A 16,179-nucleotide genomic window follows, 5' to 3' on the forward strand; every position below is an offset into this window, starting at 1 on the left:
ACCCCTTGTAAATTATACATCGACGGTGCAGAAGGCTTGAGCGCCGGCGACTACATCGTCACATCTGGTGGTTCGGCCTATCTGGTCCAAGCAACTCGGCCCAGTCCGAGCAAGCCTGAACGTTTGTATCTGGATTGTCTGCGCTGGGTATCGGACCAGATACCTGCGGATGCCAGATGCTATCAACTCAACTGGTACCGCCGTTAGTAAGGGTGCAGATCCTGCAATGGGTGACGCTCGCTTACAGCCCGAGATCCAGCTATTCGACCCAGTATCGAGATCAGTCTGCTACTTGCGCTTCCAGGTGATGCTGGATAATGCCAGTAACAAGTCGGGACTGTGCTCGCAGTTTGGATGTTCAGCCAAAAGGCCAACGAGTCTTCACTCCAAAGAGCAGCAGCGGTACCCCGGTGAAAAAGCCAACTGATCACCAGCTGACTGGAACGATGCCTAGTCAATGACGATTGAGTGAAGGAATCTGCGATGAATGCTCACAACCTAATGACCGATGAACTCAAGCATGCGATGCAATGCGACGTGCCGTTCTCCTGGGTGTCCTCCGGCAGCGTTCAAGAAGGCGCCTTTGGTATCTACTCTCAGGCGGAGTGGGATCAGCGCGCGATCAACCAGCTTTGCGATCTGTGGTCGGCTGCTGGCTACGACCTTGAAGATGCTGACGCCTTCCAAGTGTGCGCCGCGAAGGTGGTTGGCAGCGTGCGTTTCCACATCACTGATCCGGACGGTACCGGGATGCCCCATCCTGATACCGCATGCCTGGTTCATGCGTTCGACGCCGAAGACCACGAATTCCTGGAGTTGTACCGCGAGTTCCCGAACCACGCAGCGCTTGAGTTGGCGATGCCGGATCTGGCCGTTGAGGCTGCTGCAAACCGCTGCTGACCAACCCTAGGTTGCAAAAGCCCCGCCTTGAGTGGGGCCGAGGACGTAGAAGCTGTGGCGACTTTCGCCCCCGCGGAACTGATAGGGAATCGCCATGAAGAAGTTGAAATGGGTCATCTGCGATTGCTGTGAAGGAAATGGCAAGGTTGAAAATCCAGCGTTCTCGAACGGCTTTACTTCCAGTGAATGGCACGACATGCACGACGACGAGCAGGCTAGCTACATGGCAGGCGACTATGACGTTGAGTGCCAGGACTGCAAAGGTTTGGGTCGCGTACAGGTTCCAAACGTAGCCGCAATGACGTTTGCCGAAAAGCGCCTGCTGGTGGTCGAGCGCCGCGAAAGTCGGGAGGAAGCTCGCTTGGATGCTGAAATCGATGCTGAGTTGGCCGCAGAGCGCCATTTCGGCTGTTAAACCAGGACCTGCTCGGTTCGCCGGGGCCTCTGAAGCCCAATCCCAGGAGCACCACCGCATGCAAGAGATACCGATACTGTTCAACGGGCCGATGGCCAAGGCAGTCCTTGACGGCCGCAAGACCGTGACCCGCCGCCTGGTCAAGGGTGGCCAGATTCCGCACCTCAGTCCCATCGAAAGTGAATGGCCCTGGACAGCTGTGGCCCAATACGACCCTCGCTACGGATTCGTCGTCTCCGCACGCACTGAGCAGGAATGCGCCGAACTGCTGGGTATTCACGGCGAGTCCCCCTATGGACGCCCGGGCGATCGGCTGTGGGGTCGCGAAGCCTGGGCGGCTGATCAGCAGTTGGACGGCGTGGCACCCCGCGACATGAGTCACGGCGAACCGATCGTCTACCTGGCCGATAATGCGCTACGGCAGACTGGCTGCGCGATGATTACCAAGGGCAAGACGCGGCCCTCAATTCACATGCCACGCTGGGCGTCACGCATCGAGCTGGAGGTCACCGAGCGACGCATCGAGCGCCTGCAGGCGATCACCGAGGACCAGGCCATCGCCGAGGGCCTGGTCGTCACCGGCGAAGTTAATGGCCGGGTGCTCTACAGCGCAAGCACGCCGGCGCCAATTCCGGCCGGCACACAGCAGGTTTTCACGCCGTCCGGTACCGACGCGATTAGCGCGTTTCGGCAGCTGTGGGAATCCACCGGCGGCGACTGGGCGAGCAATCCGTGGGTATGGGTTGTTGAGTTCAAGCGGGTTGAGGCGGCTTCGGGGAGAGTGGCAGCATGACCGGGAAAACTTTCTACGCTCGACGTGTCCAGGTCGACCAGGGTGACCCGCGGATCTGGCCGCCCGGCGAAGCCGTGGTGCTGGCCAGCGACTACAACGCCCTGCTAGCCGAGGTCGAGGCACTGCGCGCTGATGCCGCTCGGCACCGGTATCTGCGCGATATCGTCGGCCTACGTTACAAGCGGCCCGGGGTGCCGATCGCACACAGCGCCGAAGCGAGCGACCAACTGATCGATGCCGATCGACTGCAGGCGCCGCCGGCGTGATCGAGCGCGGTTTCGCCGCCGTGGTCCAGGTCGTGCGCGCGGCGGAATTTCCGGTAACCATAATGGCCCGGCCCGGGTGGACCGCTTTTCATCATGAGATGGTGAGGCTTGGCGAATTCGGCGTTTCTGGAATGCATGGTACCGCCCAAGCCATGCCTCTGCTGGGCAGCAGTAGCGGGGTGCGAGTTTCGCGTCTGCCACCGACCTTGACCCAGCCCAAAACATCGCCGCCGAATTCAGCGAGCAGCAACCATTCAGCTAACACGTCCAGTAACGGGTCAGAGAGGATCCCTGTCCTCGACAAGCAAACCTGGACCTGGACACTCAGCTGACAAATGTCGCCCCTGCCCCCTACCCTTGCGAGCCTTTGCCCACTTGGGTACCACTCATCGCCGACTTGCACTTTTTTTGCCTTCGGTAACATCACCCTCATCGAACAGTCCCGGGCGTCGGGACTACGTCAGCGCCAGGGTGCTAATCAAGCGCCCGTGAACCTGCAGGAATGCGCCAGCATGCTCAATCTGAAATCAGCAATTTGCCCGGGGTGCGCTCAGGCCCTACCAGTCGAAAACACTGGCTGCACCAGTTGTGGCTATGAGGACTATGTTGCCGGCCGCATTCTGACTCTTGAGGAGATCATCAAGCTGCCGATCGACGATCAGCAGCGGGCGTTCAACGATGCCTCGCCAGCCTTCATTGCGGCGGTTGTCCAGGCGGCACAACAATCTCGAGATGAATCGCCAATGGTCGCGAGCGGAACAACCATGGATCTGGCCCCAGACACCGATATCGACTGATCGACCAAGTTGCCGCCGGCACACACGTCCCCTGCCATGCGGGGTTGTGGTCGTGGAGGGGCGCGGTATTCGCGTCCACGAAACTGGTGGTGAGATCATGGACTTTACTTGGGCGTTGGCGTACCACTCGGGCATGAGTGCGAGCAGCGACCTGCGAGCGGCAGTCGACGAAGGCATTCCTGTTGGGGTCGTTGCAACGTTGTTGGACACCCTCAAATTGATCCGTGTGGTACCACGCCACCTCGACGCCGGAGGTGCCGTGTTCATCGACTCTGGGGCCTTTGCAGCTTTCCAGAAAGGTGATGTGGTGAACTGGTCTCGGGTGTTCTCTGCGTATGAAACGGTCCTGGGTCACACCGATCGGCCTGATGGCCTGAGCATCGTCGCGCCTGATGTCATTGGTGACCAGACCGCAACGCTAGCACTGTGGGAGGTGCACGCAAAAAGAGTAGGCGCTTGGATCGCCGACGGTGCCCGGGTGATCGTTCCTCTGCAGCGAGGGAAGCTGTCGGCCGGCACGATGCTCGCCCATGCCAAACGCATCTTTCAAACCGACCGGTTCTGCGCGGGTATCCCATCGAACCTGGAGGCGATGAGCGCCGAGGACTGTTCGACGCTGCACCACCATGACTTCCATGTCCTTGGACGGGTGATCCTGACCCCAGAACTGTGGGACAAATTGCAGGCGCTATTGGCGAATAATCAAGATGCCACGTACACCGCAGATGCCAACTGGCTGCGATCGCGCATTCAAAAGATCAGCCGAGCCGCGCAAAGGCTTCGGCATGAACCAACCCGCAATCCGTTTGATACGTCACGAGCTCGCGCGGTGCGATCCGTCCTACGCGAAGAAGCGTACCAATACAAACAAGTCTGAACAGGGCGCAATTATCATGACCACACCCTCCCCCCTGATGGCAGCAACACGTGATGCCAGCTGGTTCAACCGCCCGGATGTTCGTTCGCCCAAGCGTTACCACCTTGTCAGCTTAACCGGCGACCCGAAATGTCGCCTAAGGACCCTGCTCGGCGATCCAATGGCAGCAGTTGACGTTCCAACGAACCTGCGCTGCCAGCGCCCTGGCTGTCGTGACGGCTGGCCGGTAGATCCGCCCGAACTGTCATCCGATTCCCCATCTGCTGGGCAATCGGTTGGAACAGCTTAGCGGCGTGATTCACTGTCGCCGGGCGACCCATCGAAGGGTGACCTAGGCATCAACATTGGCGAGCAACTCAGGGGCGCTGCCTAATGCCCCTACCGCTCGCTATACGAGGATCCGTTCTCACTTGAAACAGAGTCACAGACCAGAGGCCGGCCAGTGTCCGGACTGTACCGGACGAACGTGCTGTCTCTACGGTGCTCAATCAGCCTCACAACCTGTATGCGGTTGATGCAGTAGGTTCTGTACCTCACACCAAACTGTTCAAAACCTGCGTTCTGCCCACCACTGCAACCTATCGCCAGGCCCTGCGCATCGAGCAGTGCTGTAACAGGGTTCCCCAAGCGAGTCAGGTAGCTGACCCCATCCACGCAAGTCGTCATTGAAGCCAGATCAGCCTGAGAGACAGTCACGCCAGGCAGTTCTAGCTGTCTAGGCGGCTGAGGACCAAGGAACGTGAAAAGGGAATAGCCACCAAGGCCGCAGATCACTATTGCGCAACCGACCTTCCGGAGCGCTTGGCTGACTGGGTGTTTCGGATTCACTGGCATTGTGAACTCCAATCAGCCTTACAAATAAGACGACTCATCCTGACCCTCCAGATTTAGCAATCAGCACCACCGGTGCCGGCAATATTGTCATGGACCTGGGTGAGCCATGTATCGGCAATCTGCCACCTGGAAAGGGTCTGATACCCGTGGTTTCCAGCGCTTTCGCGTGTCGAAAGTTTACTTTGCGTTGGGAGATCGACTGGGCTGGAACAGCTTATCGCCTTTATGCGCAGTCGCCGGGCCACCTCAGAGAAAGGCGTCACGTGTATCAGCGCTGGCTTGGAACATCCTCCGAAGCCACCAATAGTCGAATTACTGCGCCGCCCACAATGCCAGGAACGAAGGCAAAAGCGAGCATCGTCATCCGGATCAAGTCGCTTTGGAAGCCGACTTCGCGAAGGAATTCCTCCCCAGGCCTGATCCAAAGAAAAAGTGCGGTGGCGATTGCGAAGGCAATGAGGTTGCTGAATTTGTAGATGAATTTCATAGCCAAACCCTTAGTCGATTTCTTGATCTGGTGGAGATGACTCGATTGACCGGTCCGGTAGCTTGAATGGCGAACAGAATCAACGATCAGCACCACCGGTGCCGGCGGTATTGTCACGGACCTAGGGGAGCCATGAATCGGCAATCTGCCACCTAAAAAGGGCCTGATAGCCGGGCGGCCTCCACTCTCCTGCCGGGGGAGTTCAACTTGTGCTGGTCGATCAGCGGAAACAACCTGCCCCATTGGGTGCGTTTGCTGATAAGGAGAAAATTACAAAGACTTGGGCCTGGTGCTGACTCGTTGGGCCAATTGTCTACCTGGAGTCACGTTCCCTTTGCTAATCGGTAATTCGGTTGTGCTATTTGTTCTGCGTACCTGGACTCAAGCACCGATGCGTGGTGACCGTAGCGTCCCGATAGTCGACGTCACCAGGTGTAGCGCTGAGGACAATTTCCTCCTACGCTGCTATGCGAAATTTAGGGCTGATTTTTTCAAAGGAGAACTACCGGTGGACAAGCAAAAACTTCAGCAAATCGCGGCGTTCGCCGCTGATGAGAAACGATTGAACGCTGCCTTTGAGAATGTGATTGGAGGCATCGAAAGCGGCCGTATTCGGGCTGATGACTTTCCAATCGCAGCTGCACCGCTCCGAGCGGGTGGACTGAAGGACAACCGGGAGTTTGTGGCTCGCTACTTAGAGCAGTCTGCTGGACTGACGCTCAGCCCAGACCAGAAGCTCGCGCTCGATGACACGATAACCGCTCTTCCTCCAGGTGCGAGCATTGAAGAGCTGTACCTTGCCCTTGATCAGGTTCCATCACTGGCAAGCTTCACCGCGGCCCTGCGAAAGGCCCATGCCGAATCGGTAGATGCCCCACACTGAGGCCGTCGGTCATGCCCCTGGCCAGGGCTTGTGGATCAAACTACGGCCAGTCCTGGGCGCGATGCTCGCGCCCTACCCTCCTGCCGCAACCTCACGTTTCAATGCCTGTAGGCAGTCGCTGATATATGCCTGAAGTCACTCTGGGGCTTGGACAGCTTTAGAACGGGCGTCAGCGAATGCCTTGGCATGTCGCGCAAGCTGCGCAACGTGGCGCTCAAGCTGTTTCTCTGCCTGGGTCATTGCCCTGAGGCCCCAGCGCTGCACCAGGCCGCTGTGATGCGCACTGACCTCGCTCGACTCATAGATCGGACTCACGTCGAGAACAGCCATCAGCCCTGTAGTGCTCGCCGAACGCGTGTTCATCACCACCTGAGTGTTGTGTGAGTCCAACACCTGAAGGCCAAGTGATTCGTAGAACGGTACCTTTTTGATCTGGCAGGTGAGCTCAGTGTGGGGGTGCTGTCCGATCAGCATCTTCATCAACTGGGTACCAATACCGCGGCGGCGATGGGATTGCTTGACCGCCATGTAGTTGACCCCGCACGCCTCAGGGTGGGTGGGCACTGGAGAGAACAGGAGAAATCCGACTACTTCATGCGGAGCTGCGTCATCGAATGCCACCAGGAGCTCTACCGGCTCACTGGCGACTTTGCCTATGCGACTGATGTACGCCCCAATTTCGGTGGGTAGTGCCCAACGATAGATCTCGTAGAGAAGATTGCTGGGCGGTACAGCGAGCATGCTCAGCTCAGTGATGTTGTCCTCCACGAGCTTGAGCACTTGCTCGCCGATAGCTTGACCGGGTGGAGTGGCATGGTAGCGAGTGATGCTCATTCGGGATTCCTAAACAAAAGTGAGTAGAAGGTCTGATCTAACGAGAGAATGCATCAGCTGAGTCGAAGGTCAGAATAACGAGACAACTGGAATCGGCGAGCCTCGACGAGTAGTGAAGCAATAAAAAATGCAACAGCTGGTATCGATATCCAGTTCTCATAACCTGATGTTGCTTCCCAATTGAGCGGATTAATCAACAGCCCAATTAAGATTGCTGAATTAGCGCAGACTGCCTTTGTCGAGGGCTTCCATCTCGTAACGAATCCGGTCAGTAACAATGCTATGACCGTGCCGCATTTCAAACTCGATGAAAGAATGGTTTCTCCCGGAGCGAGCGGGAAATACCATACTAGCCCTGCCCAGTATACGGCCATTGTTAAAAGCAGGGCGTTGCGCAGAAGACTGAGCTTCTCGATACGTTTTTTAAGTAAGGACTGCAAGGTTCTCTCCGTTTCCGTGATTAAGCCGGGAAGCTGGTACTCCACTGCTCGAATTGTGATTCACCATGGCGCCTGGCCCCAGTTTTCTAGGCCGGGGATTGGGATGCTGCTGAGGCGGTGTCCTCCAGACCTAGCAAGCTGCTTTGACGCTCTCGTAGAACATGCGTTTTCCCTCAATTTACGGTGTTGACACCGAGGTGCTTACAAAGAGCATCCAGCTTAGTTTCAAGAGCCTGAACCGCTGGCGTTGCCGAAACATCCTCGACTAACGGAGGGCGCGGATGGGTACCGGACAGACCTTTGCCTAGCTCTCGGCAAGAAACAATCACTAACGCGACCGCCACAGCAGCAAAACCTACTGCCCCAATACCAAACCACCATTCCATCGCAAACGCCGTAGGTATGTTCGCGCAACTCCAGGTCGTTAGGACCGAGTAAAAAACCAACCAAGCAGGGCTGTTTAAAGGTGTGGCTTCAAGTCTCATCAGAATATCCATCATTTCGTGTGCGCGAAAATCGCATCTTCTCTTAATACCTAGCCCCAGTATCACAGGGCTTATGGGTGTAGCTGAGCGGTTTCCTACTTACCAGCACTATTGCCGAAAGTGAGGAACACCGCGGCGCTGACTCGCACCACAGCTAACGCCCAGCCCCCCACCCTCAGAAGGCTTTCGCCTGCTGGTCAATTGGCTGGCACCGCTTTTTGAGACCTACCAGGTCCCGGCGTCGGATCTCGATCGCACCGCGGTTGGCCTGCATGAGCAGTTTGGCGGCACAGTCTGACCCAGCCATAGCCGCTTGAATTTCGGAAACGGTTGCAGCCTTAAATGTGCTTGCGACCGACAGCACACCAACTACTGCCAATGCGCAGCCGGCGAGTACTGCTCCGGTGAGCATGACTTTGCTTTTCATGGTCGTTCCTCTTGCCTTCCTATGTGAGCGGCCTGCTTCACGTTTCAGGCCCTCTGAAAGACCCTTTGGTCAGGCTCTCTGCCCCCATCGAGTCGCTGCCCTGTAGCTTAAATTTTCCCACAGTCGCGGATCTCGCAAGCCCCAATTCTGCCCTGCAGGTGGCACCAACCCCGGTCTGACAATCGGGGCTAGCAATTGGCTTCTAGGCCTCGTTTCCAGTCCAGGATCAGGCCGCTTTACGCCTTGCCACCAGGACAACGACCGATACCGCAGTGCCGGCGAAGGCGTTCTCGATTACGCCGGACCACTCCAGTTCGAAGCCTGGGAGCAACTCCTTGTGCTTAGCGATGGCCGGCAGAACCGCGGTTATCTGGCCGTCATCCGCCAGCAACCCTGCTGCAGCGTTCAAATGTGACAACCAGCGGCCTTCGCTGAATGGTGGGTTGCATACGACCCGGTCGAATCGCTCATCAGTCGTGCTCGCCCATTCAAGGAAGTCAGCCTGGGTAACGTCGAAGCCCTTCGCTGCAAGCACCTTGCAGTGCAACTCGCTGATCTCGATGCAACGGGTCTGGTCCTTGGGCATGTGATCGGCAAGGCCGCCTACCCCTGCTTGCGGCTCGAGGCAGGAATGCCCCTCCTGGATGTCGGCCAGATCGACTACCAGCTCAGCGAGAGTACCGGGGGTTGGGTAGAACTGATGCCCTTTGGTATCTGGGATGCAGCCGCTGATGATGATCTCGTCGAGCGCCTCCCGGGGGTCGAAAGCGAACTCAAACCATACGTGCGAATTCTTGTTATGGCGCACACCACCGATCATGGCCAGGACCTTTTCTGCCTCGGCCTGGACTGCCGCGTTGCGATCGCCATAGAACTGGAGAGCGTAGGGGTTTGCCGTCAGCGGCTGCCGTGGTTCCTGCCACCGATCCCACTTCACAGGTTTATTCGGCTCAGATCGCATAGCCGACAGCATGGCAATCACCGGGAACGGCAACGGTTTCACGAAAACCTTGTGCTGTTTGGCCTTGGCCTTTGGCTTGGTGCGGAAACTTGCCGGGATGGCAGATGGGTAGATGCTGGCCAATACCGCGTTGAGTCGCCATGCCATTTCCGGGTGGACCTCGATATGGCAGGTCCCCTTTTTGAACAGCTTCATGCGCAGGGTGCCACCATCGACGTCGAACCATTCGCCCGTACGACGACGGAACGCGGTCAAAAGTGGCTGAGTATCACCGTGTTTCAACTCCTCGCGCCCCATGAATTTAGCGATGATGCAGCGCAGGTCATTCAGGTATCCAGAGCGGTCATGATCGATGGTGTCATAGCTGGTGATCATGTTGGCGACGATCAACCGATTGCCGAAGGCGCCAGACTGGTTTGTGACGTGATCGCCGGACAATGCCCGGAATATACCGTCGACCCTTTCTGCAAAGAACCTTGAGCGCGACAACAGCAACTCGTTGAGAGTGGACCTCACGCTCATCTCTTCGAAATCAGGCAGAGGGTGGATCTCCCACTCTTCCTCGACCTGTTCCGACGACCGCCGCCTGTGAGCCTTCTTGCCCAATGGGTTGCGGATCTGTTCCTGCCATTCGGAGCGGCGTTTCTGGGGCATGCAATCATAGACGTCGGTCAGTGCCAGGGCCTTACCCCAGTAGGACGCGTTGAGCGATCCTATGGCCGGCTCCAGCTGCATCAAATTCGCGATGTTGGTGGTGTAGTAGCGTCCCTGTTCGCTGGTGTTGCCCTCCATGAAGTGATGGAGCGCCACGCTGTAGCCACCACCCGTCATCATCTCGTGCAACTGCTCGATACGGGCGCGTTCGGCCTGGTAACCACCAATCAGACCGTCTACCAGGTCGGAGGCGACCGGGGCGAAGAACTCGCAAGCGTCTTCGACAAGGTCACCAATTTGGGCGTGGGAGAGGTCAGTCATGGGCAGTATCTCGAGAAAGTTTCAGTACTGCAGAAGCCCCCAGTGAAGGAGGCGTGGTCGTCGTCAGCGTGAAATCGAAGATTCTTCTCGGCGGTCTGCAATAGCCCCTAAGGGATCTGTTCGACCTTCAGGAATAGAGGTACTTGATGTGGTAGACCGGGATCTCGTGGAATTTGCGGCCACAAGCATCGTCGGCAACAAAGCAGCTGCTGACGTCGTCGGTGAAGTCAACGCCAAGCCGGCCACGATCTTCGCTGCGGATGACGCCCTTTGCCCCGGCGGTGGCGATCAGCTCGCCGTGGAGGTTTCGGTAGTCTTTGTGAATTACAACGTTCTTGAACTGGGTCATGTCTCGGCATCCTTCGCAATCCGGCTTCATGAAAAAGTCTCTCCTGAGAAGTCGAATGCGCAAGGGGCAGCCAAGTCATTTTTATCGAATGCTTCCGGCCTGGCTGGGTGCAGGGAGACACGCGCAAGCGTCCTTGATCCCTGCCCGGTAAGAGCTATAGAGCGGGGGGCGTTGACCGTGCACAAGGTTTCGAACGACATTCCTGGCCAGTTCTGCGAGCGCTAGAGCTCGAACTATTGCCCGGTGGTTGCCTGAGCTCGCGCCAGCTGGACTGGGCTGAGTTTTGACGTGAGCGCATCACGTGCATCGTCATATTCTGACGTGACATTGGCGATGGCGATGGCCATCGATTGCTGGTTGTGATCCTTGGGTACGCATCGCTTGGAGGCATACGCAAGGTCCAGGTCTGTGTGCGCTCCAGTAAGCCCCAACTCCGAAGCTATGCCGTACTAAACGAACGCCTGGTTAAGGTCTCCTGAACTGCAGGGGCCTCGGGCATAGTGATTGCCGAGCTTGAACCGGTCTGGCGCGAAGCTCGGGCTGAATCAGGCGGGCTCCTAAAGCTATGGGCATCAGGCGCCCAAGCTATATCTATTTCCCCTCGCCGACCCCCTTGGCAAGGCATGGAATGTTTAGCGAGAACAATTCGCCCTCTTTTGCCATGGCGAACTTGTCGTACACCGCCTGGCGGGTTCGAGGGCCGTAGTCTTTCTCAATAGCCCGGAGAATCCGCTTACCGGTGTAAGCCGAATAAAAGGGGAGCGCGAAAAAGGTCAGGATCAGGGAGGCCCCCACCCAGAACGGGATTGAAACAACCCCATTATTGAACTGTTTCATGGTGACCCCTACTGTCACGAGGGCCATCATCCATGGTAAGCCAATATAGCCAATGGGATTACCAAGGGTAAAAGCAATTTGGCGTAGCACTTTGTTGGAGTAGCTCATGGTGTTCCTTGATGGTTCAGACGACTTGCAGGCGTGGGCGGTCAGGGTTCAAGGCACTTTACCTCCCGCTAGCCTAATGAAAGGGACTATCCGATCCAGTAACTGGGCCGGATGATTGGTCCTTCCTTTGGCGGGTCTGCACCTCCATACACTCGTGCAGGACTGCTGCCTGGCCTCACCCGCACAGCCGTCAGAACTGCATCAAGTACTGACCACATTCAGCCACAGGAGGCAACGGCGTAACCTCCACCGACCCAATCATTGGGTCACAAGCCCGGGCCGTACCGGTTAGCCTGGCAATCAACGCCTCAGGATTGTTCAGGATGTCGCGGAGCCCCAGACGGTGCAGCTGGTTTCCGATCCGGAGCATGCGGTCCCATTCGGAGTGTCCGCCTTTCTTGAACGAGACCACCCCAAAGCGTGCCAGGTAGTGCACGGCCTCCGACGGCGCCACGTCAGCGTGTGGACCATAGTACTCAAGGGCACGGTCGAGCTCGAACTCGTAGAAGAGCTCCACCGCTTCAGCGTCCAAATCGTACTCAGTGCTCTCATTCACGTTGGTGTAGTAGACGCCGTTTTTCTTGATCACCGACTCGCAGCCGGCGGCCGCGGCTGTAACCGACCTCAGGCCCTCGTAGAAGCCGTTGAAATGCTCATCGGCGAATGGCACCTCGACCGACTTCGACACGTCCAGGTCGGAGCGTGTGAAGGCCTTGTACTCCTCTGGGATGTAGTACCGCTTGCCATCCTCAAAGATGGCCTTGTACTCGGCCAGGGCCGTGAAGGGCTTCTGGTAGCTGTACCGTGCCCACTGAAGATCGATAGCCAAGACCTCACGCATACCCAGGATCTGGAACCGCGCAGCCTCACCGGTGCGCATGGACCACTCGGCTTCATCAGCGTCGATGGTCAATGCGTAACGCAGCAGTTCGAGGCAGAAGTCAGGAGAGTAGGCGTTTGCCGCGATCTTGATGTAGCCGTTGTCGGGGTTGATCGATCGGGCAAGCCAGTTGCGGGCCGCGGGATCATAGTGCCTCGCACCCAGGTAGTTTCTGAACGCGTTCAATGGGCGCATGTGAGCGTGCTTGCCAGTCTCCTCGGCCAGCATCTGTTCCATGGACCGGTCCGTGCTCACTCGCAGGCAGCCCCAGCATCCATGACGACTGCCACAAGCAGTACGGCGCTCTACCCCACCCTCTCGCATGAACACGTTGACCATGCACTCCCCGCCGGCGGAGTCGCGGTAGATTTCGGTCAGTTGCTGAAAGTCTGAGTACGTTTCGAAGCGGCCGTTGGTAACTCGGCCCAGGAAGGTGAAGATGTCCATGGTGGTGAAGTCCGCGATCGGACTAAGCACCCAGCTTGGCTTCTCACCCTCGCTTGCCATGTTAACCGGTTCATAGGCGCTTTCGCCCCGAGCCTCCATGTTGCGCTCCCGCACAGCCGACTCATCGCGTCGGGTGCCGATCAGGACGATGACATCCTCCTCCTTGTAGGCCGCTCCCACCTTCTGCTTGATGACTGCCTTGATCTGTCGCTTGGTTCGGTCGAGCGGGGCCTTCTTCAGCTGTTGTTGGCATTTGGCAGAGTTGCCTGGCAGAGATGCCACAGTTCGCCCACCGATAATGCTTGCGAGCCAATTTTCAGAAAGATTCGGGCGGCACACCCATACGCGAACCGGCAAGTCCTTGGCCTTGGCGTAGGCCTTCAGTACGGAAATCTCCGTCTTACTGTATATATGTACAGATGGATTCTCCATGAGCGTGTCGCTGTTCATGACGCTCAGCTCAGGGACTTCAAAGCCAGCGGTCTTCAGCTCGCTCATCGCTCGTAAGGTGAGCGCCAGGGTTACGGAAGAATCTTTTCCGAAGGAGCACGCCACGACGAGGTGCTTGCCATTGCGGATGAGACATTTGATGACTTCGACTGCGGCTAGCACCTTCTCGTCGAACGAGCGCTCTGTCACGACGGCCGCTTCCCGAATGGTGACTGGGGTTGCTGGCTCGAAAAGGCCGGTTGGGATCAGGTGCATGTCGAAGGCTCGTTGTTGGACTGACATCCTCAAATTACCGTCGATCCCAAATCTGCAACCTCCACCACACCCGGCCTGGGCGAATTAGCTTTCGCATCTGGTTGTAATGGGCTGAGCGTTGTACACAGACGCTCCATTCCTGGTAGCGACTTGGGCCGTGGGACAAGGATCTGGTCGGCCGCCAACTTGCATTCTCGAAGCTGCGTGAGACGCTGAATCCATTACGAAACACGGGCAGTGCACGCTGCTCTTACCTGAGGATGCAGGAATGGAATTTCAGCAGCAGCGTATGCTTTTCGAAGATGAACTCGATGCTCGCGCCGCATGGGAATCTGAGGTTGACCGTCTGATCGGTAGTGGTGCGCTGTTTGTAGCGAACCATTCGGGCGGCAAGGATTCCCAGGTACAACTGATCCGCCTCCTTGAGCGCGTGCCAGCAAACCAGCTGGTTGTGGTTCATGCGTCGCTTGGGCCGATGGAATGGCCGGGGGCCATGGAGCTGGCTCGCGACCAGGCTGCTGCTGCAGACCTGCCTTTCATCGTCGCCAAGGCCGGCAAGACCCTGTTGGAAATGGTTGAACGGCGGTTTGAAAGCCGACCCGAGGTACCTAGCTGGCCGTCAGCATCGACCCGACAATGCACCAGCGATTTGAAACGTGGGCCTATTCAGCGGGAAGTGCGGCGTTACGCGAAAGCCAATGGCTTCAAGACGATCGTAAACTGCTTGGGGCTTCGCGCCCAGGAGTCGCCAAACCGTGCTAAACGTACGGTCTTCAGTCGCATGGGTATCAGCAACTCTGTGCTCACCTGGTACGAGTGGTTGCCAGTTCATGACATGCGCACCACTGAGGTTTTCGAAGCGATTGCTGCGGCTGGACAGCAACCCCATTACGCCTACGCCCTCGGTAATGATCGACTGTCCTGCGTTTTCTGCGTGATGGCATCCAAGCCAGACTTGCGGAATGGGCGAGCTCAACACCCTGAGTTGTTCGAGCAATACGTCGCACTGGAGCAGCGTACGGGCTACACCATGCACATGAACCGCATCCCTCTCCTTGAACTGACGGCATGAGGCCCTTCACGGGAAAGGCCCAGCTGCTCAAGCGCTGCACTTGGAGCGAATCCCGCGGCAGTGCCGTGGATCACCGCATCATGGCTGCCGCCCGCAAGCTGCAGGATGCTTCGAGCCGAACCGGCTACGTGCGACGCTGAGCTCCACCCACCCTAGATCGAGGCCGCCGCCATGCCCCTGATTGACACCGATCAGCTGAAAGCCGCCCATGCTGCCTGGATGCAAGCGTCGGCCGCGTACAGCCAGGCCGCGCGGGTCATGAGTGAGGCCCAGGCGCAGCGCGACCGCCCAGCCTCGGAGGCGGCCTACCAGCAAGCCCTCGAGGCGCACGACGAGTGGCACGACCGCAGCCAGGAGCTGTGCCACCTGGTCGGACGCCTGCTGGCCGAGCCCTGAGGGTTACCGTAACGAACCGCCCAGAAGCCCCAACCCGCCACGCGTGCCGGCCTAACTACTACAAGGAGCTCCACCCATGCCCACCTTCACCGACGAGCAACAGCGCATCGTCAACCGCCTGGATCGCGCTTTCAAGGACGCCAAGAAGGCCGGGCTGGCCCTGCGCGTTTATGATGGTGCGGTGCTGATGCTGTGCGAGGACGCGTTAAACGATCCGCGCTATGGCGACTTTGGGTCTGTGGGTGGCGAATGGTTCGAGGAGTGCACCACTCGCATTGCCTTGGGCCTGAACGCCGATGGCGGCGCCGGCCGTTGAACTGAATCCCCACCCTACTTTATGGCGAGGAACCCGCCGTCGCTGACGCGGCCGCGCCTGACAGGAGAATCACCGCATGGCCAGCCTGACCACCTCACAGATTCACGCCGTCGGCGAATGGTGCGCCGAACGTGGCATGCTGCCGCAGCGGATCGACGCCGCCGATATCAAGGCCGCATGTGCCAGCCTGGGCATTGCCCTGGTCGCTGCGCTTAGCCAGCACGAAGTGGAGGCGATCAGCGACGTGTGCGAGGACGCCACCGCGTAGTGGATCTTGAGGGTGGCACCCTGCGCTGCGTACCGACTGGCCCATACCCATTCACGAAAATTGCTCGTTGCACCTAAGCCCCGGCGCAGTCCAAACCGGGGCGAAGGACGTAAAGGGCGCCCCTTTGGGGCTCATTTCCTAGAAGGAGAGATGACATGACTTTGAGCAATCACCAGCAGGCTCATGTGGCTAAGGTATTCCCTGAGTGCCGCGAACAGATGGAGATGTACCTGGAAGAGCGCGTGGAGGTTGTCGTTTATCTTCAGAACGAATGCGGTGTCGATGTCCCGCCGTTTGCCGTAGCGCCCAAGGACAACCAGGAGTTCTGGATCGGTTGCTGGGACACTGCTGAAGAGGCAGCGAAAGAAGCCATTGCTCTTGGCCTAAAGGTTGTCACGAACTGATCTCGGAACCCGCGGTACCGCCC

At 58.0% G+C, this 16,179-nt stretch carries 21 protein-coding genes; 12 read left to right on the forward strand and 9 right to left on the reverse strand.

Annotated elements, in window-relative coordinates; genetic code table 11:
* The first annotated feature begins 483 nt into the window (after positions 1 to 483).
* The 6 genes from CKW37_RS21885 to CKW37_RS21910 all read left to right on the forward strand — a co-directional run bounded on the left by CKW37_RS21885 (position 484) and on the right by CKW37_RS21910 (position 4,048).
* Positions 484 to 900: a hypothetical protein gene (locus CKW37_RS21885; RefSeq protein ID WP_143502095.1), complete on the forward strand. Its 417-nt coding sequence runs from the start codon at positions 484 to 486 to the stop codon at positions 898 to 900.
* Positions 901 to 994: 94 nt separating this feature from the next.
* A complete protein-coding gene (locus CKW37_RS21890; protein ID WP_095158348.1) occupies positions 995 to 1,315 on the forward strand; it encodes a hypothetical protein in 321 nt (106 codons plus the stop codon).
* A 58-nt stretch (positions 1,316 to 1,373) separates the two neighbouring features.
* Complete coding sequence (locus tag CKW37_RS21895) at positions 1,374 to 2,108, forward strand: hypothetical protein (RefSeq protein ID WP_095158349.1); 735 nt, start codon at positions 1,374 to 1,376, stop codon at positions 2,106 to 2,108.
* Positions 2,105 to 2,374 carry a hypothetical protein gene (locus CKW37_RS21900; RefSeq protein WP_095158350.1) on the forward strand — a complete coding sequence of 90 codons (270 nt, stop codon included), beginning with the start codon at positions 2,105 to 2,107 and terminating at the stop codon, positions 2,372 to 2,374. Before CKW37_RS21895 ends, CKW37_RS21900 begins: the two co-directional genes overlap by 4 nt.
* Before the next feature lie 512 nt (positions 2,375 to 2,886).
* Positions 2,887 to 3,171: a zinc ribbon domain-containing protein gene (locus CKW37_RS21905; RefSeq protein WP_177454463.1), complete on the forward strand. Its 285-nt coding sequence runs from the start codon at positions 2,887 to 2,889 to the stop codon at positions 3,169 to 3,171.
* A 97-nt stretch (positions 3,172 to 3,268) separates the two neighbouring features.
* Positions 3,269 to 4,048: a hypothetical protein gene (locus tag CKW37_RS21910; protein ID WP_256587828.1), complete on the forward strand. Its 780-nt coding sequence runs from the start codon at positions 3,269 to 3,271 to the stop codon at positions 4,046 to 4,048.
* 1,102 nt (positions 4,049 to 5,150) lie between these two features.
* Here the strand turns inward: CKW37_RS21910 and CKW37_RS21915 are convergent.
* Complete coding sequence (locus tag CKW37_RS21915) at positions 5,151 to 5,369, reverse strand: hypothetical protein (RefSeq protein WP_095158351.1); 219 nt, start codon at positions 5,367 to 5,369, stop codon at positions 5,151 to 5,153.
* A 508-nt stretch (positions 5,370 to 5,877) separates the two neighbouring features.
* Between CKW37_RS21915 and CKW37_RS21920 the strand changes: the two genes are divergently transcribed.
* Positions 5,878 to 6,252, forward strand: a complete 375-nt coding sequence (locus tag CKW37_RS21920; RefSeq protein WP_143502097.1) for a hypothetical protein — start codon at positions 5,878 to 5,880, stop codon at positions 6,250 to 6,252.
* Between the two features lie 135 nt (positions 6,253 to 6,387).
* Here the strand turns inward: CKW37_RS21920 and CKW37_RS21925 are convergent, their stop codons facing one another.
* From CKW37_RS21925 to CKW37_RS21950, 8 genes are all read right to left on the reverse strand, one after another.
* Positions 6,388 to 7,086 carry a GNAT family N-acetyltransferase gene (locus tag CKW37_RS21925; RefSeq protein WP_095158353.1) on the reverse strand — a complete coding sequence of 233 codons (699 nt, stop codon included), beginning with the start codon at positions 7,084 to 7,086 and terminating at the stop codon, positions 6,388 to 6,390.
* Positions 7,087 to 7,139: 53 nt separating this feature from the next.
* Positions 7,140 to 7,526, reverse strand: coding sequence for a hypothetical protein (locus tag CKW37_RS32585; RefSeq protein WP_143502099.1), 387 nt, complete (start codon positions 7,524 to 7,526; stop codon positions 7,140 to 7,142).
* 173 nt (positions 7,527 to 7,699) lie between these two features.
* A complete protein-coding gene (locus tag CKW37_RS32590) occupies positions 7,700 to 8,011 on the reverse strand; it encodes a hypothetical protein (RefSeq protein WP_143502101.1) in 312 nt (103 codons plus the stop codon).
* Positions 8,012 to 8,186: 175 nt separating this feature from the next.
* The gene (locus CKW37_RS21930) at positions 8,187 to 8,438 is read right to left on the reverse strand and encodes a hypothetical protein (protein WP_095158354.1); all 252 of its coding nucleotides are present in this window, start codon (positions 8,436 to 8,438) and stop codon (positions 8,187 to 8,189) included.
* A 226-nt stretch (positions 8,439 to 8,664) separates the two neighbouring features.
* On the reverse strand, positions 8,665 to 10,374 hold the full coding sequence (locus CKW37_RS21935; protein WP_095158355.1) for a DUF4942 domain-containing protein: 1,710 nt from the start codon (positions 10,372 to 10,374) through the stop codon (positions 8,665 to 8,667).
* A gap of 127 nt (positions 10,375 to 10,501) precedes the next feature.
* The gene (locus CKW37_RS21940) at positions 10,502 to 10,723 is read right to left on the reverse strand and encodes a hypothetical protein (RefSeq protein ID WP_095158356.1); all 222 of its coding nucleotides are present in this window, start codon (positions 10,721 to 10,723) and stop codon (positions 10,502 to 10,504) included.
* Between the two features lie 591 nt (positions 10,724 to 11,314).
* Positions 11,315 to 11,668, reverse strand: coding sequence for a hypothetical protein (locus CKW37_RS21945; RefSeq protein ID WP_095158357.1), 354 nt, complete (start codon positions 11,666 to 11,668; stop codon positions 11,315 to 11,317).
* Positions 11,669 to 11,858: 190 nt separating this feature from the next.
* Entirely contained in the window at positions 11,859 to 13,700 is a 1,842-nt protein-coding gene (locus CKW37_RS21950; RefSeq protein WP_095158358.1) for a phosphoadenosine phosphosulfate reductase family protein, read from the reverse strand.
* Positions 13,701 to 13,968: 268 nt separating this feature from the next.
* Here CKW37_RS21950 and CKW37_RS21955 point away from each other — a divergent pair, with 268 nt between their 5' ends.
* The 5 genes from CKW37_RS21955 (at position 13,969) to CKW37_RS21975 (ending at position 16,156) form a co-directional block, all read left to right on the forward strand.
* Positions 13,969 to 14,772 (forward strand): phosphoadenosine phosphosulfate reductase family protein, encoded by an 804-nt coding sequence (locus tag CKW37_RS21955; RefSeq protein WP_256587829.1) that lies wholly within the window; start codon positions 13,969 to 13,971, stop codon positions 14,770 to 14,772.
* Positions 14,773 to 14,943: 171 nt separating this feature from the next.
* Complete coding sequence (locus CKW37_RS32830; RefSeq protein WP_095158359.1) at positions 14,944 to 15,168, forward strand: hypothetical protein; 225 nt, start codon at positions 14,944 to 14,946, stop codon at positions 15,166 to 15,168.
* 76 nt (positions 15,169 to 15,244) lie between these two features.
* On the forward strand, positions 15,245 to 15,484 hold the full coding sequence (locus tag CKW37_RS21965) for a hypothetical protein (protein WP_095158360.1): 240 nt from the start codon (positions 15,245 to 15,247) through the stop codon (positions 15,482 to 15,484).
* Positions 15,485 to 15,560: 76 nt separating this feature from the next.
* The gene (locus tag CKW37_RS21970; RefSeq protein WP_095158361.1) at positions 15,561 to 15,752 is read left to right on the forward strand and encodes a hypothetical protein; all 192 of its coding nucleotides are present in this window, start codon (positions 15,561 to 15,563) and stop codon (positions 15,750 to 15,752) included.
* A gap of 155 nt (positions 15,753 to 15,907) precedes the next feature.
* Complete coding sequence (locus CKW37_RS21975) at positions 15,908 to 16,156, forward strand: hypothetical protein (protein ID WP_095158362.1); 249 nt, start codon at positions 15,908 to 15,910, stop codon at positions 16,154 to 16,156.
* Positions 16,157 to 16,179 lie beyond the last annotated feature (23 nt).

Source organism: Pseudomonas sp. Irchel 3E13 (assembly GCF_900187455.1).
GTDB lineage: Bacteria > Pseudomonadota > Gammaproteobacteria > Pseudomonadales > Pseudomonadaceae > Aquipseudomonas.

What these genes read in the sequence shown, in the direction of transcription:
- CKW37_RS32590 (WP_143502101.1), bottom strand. Translation starts at nt 8,011, where the DNA reads ATGAGACTTGAAGCCACACCTTTAAACAGCCCTGCTTGGTTGGTTTTT.
- CKW37_RS21925 (WP_095158353.1), bottom strand. Translation starts at nt 7,086, where the DNA reads ATGAGCATCACTCGCTACCATGCCACTCCACCCGGTCAAGCTATCGGC.
- CKW37_RS21970 (WP_095158361.1), top strand. Translation starts at nt 15,561, where the DNA reads ATGGCCAGCCTGACCACCTCACAGATTCACGCCGTCGGCGAATGGTGC.
- CKW37_RS32830 (WP_095158359.1), top strand. Translation starts at nt 14,944, where the DNA reads ATGCCCCTGATTGACACCGATCAGCTGAAAGCCGCCCATGCTGCCTGG.
- CKW37_RS21895 (WP_095158349.1), top strand. Translation starts at nt 1,374, where the DNA reads ATGCAAGAGATACCGATACTGTTCAACGGGCCGATGGCCAAGGCAGTC.
- CKW37_RS21915 (WP_095158351.1), bottom strand. Translation starts at nt 5,369, where the DNA reads ATGAAATTCATCTACAAATTCAGCAACCTCATTGCCTTCGCAATCGCC.
- CKW37_RS21905 (WP_177454463.1), top strand. Translation starts at nt 2,887, where the DNA reads ATGCTCAATCTGAAATCAGCAATTTGCCCGGGGTGCGCTCAGGCCCTA.
- CKW37_RS21975 (WP_095158362.1), top strand. Translation starts at nt 15,908, where the DNA reads ATGACTTTGAGCAATCACCAGCAGGCTCATGTGGCTAAGGTATTCCCT.
- CKW37_RS21890 (WP_095158348.1), top strand. Translation starts at nt 995, where the DNA reads ATGAAGAAGTTGAAATGGGTCATCTGCGATTGCTGTGAAGGAAATGGC.
- CKW37_RS21945 (WP_095158357.1), bottom strand. Translation starts at nt 11,668, where the DNA reads ATGAGCTACTCCAACAAAGTGCTACGCCAAATTGCTTTTACCCTTGGT.
- CKW37_RS21965 (WP_095158360.1), top strand. Translation starts at nt 15,245, where the DNA reads ATGCCCACCTTCACCGACGAGCAACAGCGCATCGTCAACCGCCTGGAT.
- CKW37_RS21885 (WP_143502095.1), top strand. Translation starts at nt 484, where the DNA reads ATGAATGCTCACAACCTAATGACCGATGAACTCAAGCATGCGATGCAA.
- CKW37_RS21955 (WP_256587829.1), top strand. Translation starts at nt 13,969, where the DNA reads ATGGAATTTCAGCAGCAGCGTATGCTTTTCGAAGATGAACTCGATGCT.
- CKW37_RS21950 (WP_095158358.1), bottom strand. Translation starts at nt 13,700, where the DNA reads ATGCACCTGATCCCAACCGGCCTTTTCGAGCCAGCAACCCCAGTCACC.
- CKW37_RS21935 (WP_095158355.1), bottom strand. Translation starts at nt 10,374, where the DNA reads ATGACTGACCTCTCCCACGCCCAAATTGGTGACCTTGTCGAAGACGCT.
- CKW37_RS21910 (WP_256587828.1), top strand. Translation starts at nt 3,269, where the DNA reads ATGGACTTTACTTGGGCGTTGGCGTACCACTCGGGCATGAGTGCGAGC.
- CKW37_RS21900 (WP_095158350.1), top strand. Translation starts at nt 2,105, where the DNA reads ATGACCGGGAAAACTTTCTACGCTCGACGTGTCCAGGTCGACCAGGGT.
- CKW37_RS21930 (WP_095158354.1), bottom strand. Translation starts at nt 8,438, where the DNA reads ATGAAAAGCAAAGTCATGCTCACCGGAGCAGTACTCGCCGGCTGCGCA.
- CKW37_RS21940 (WP_095158356.1), bottom strand. Translation starts at nt 10,723, where the DNA reads ATGACCCAGTTCAAGAACGTTGTAATTCACAAAGACTACCGAAACCTC.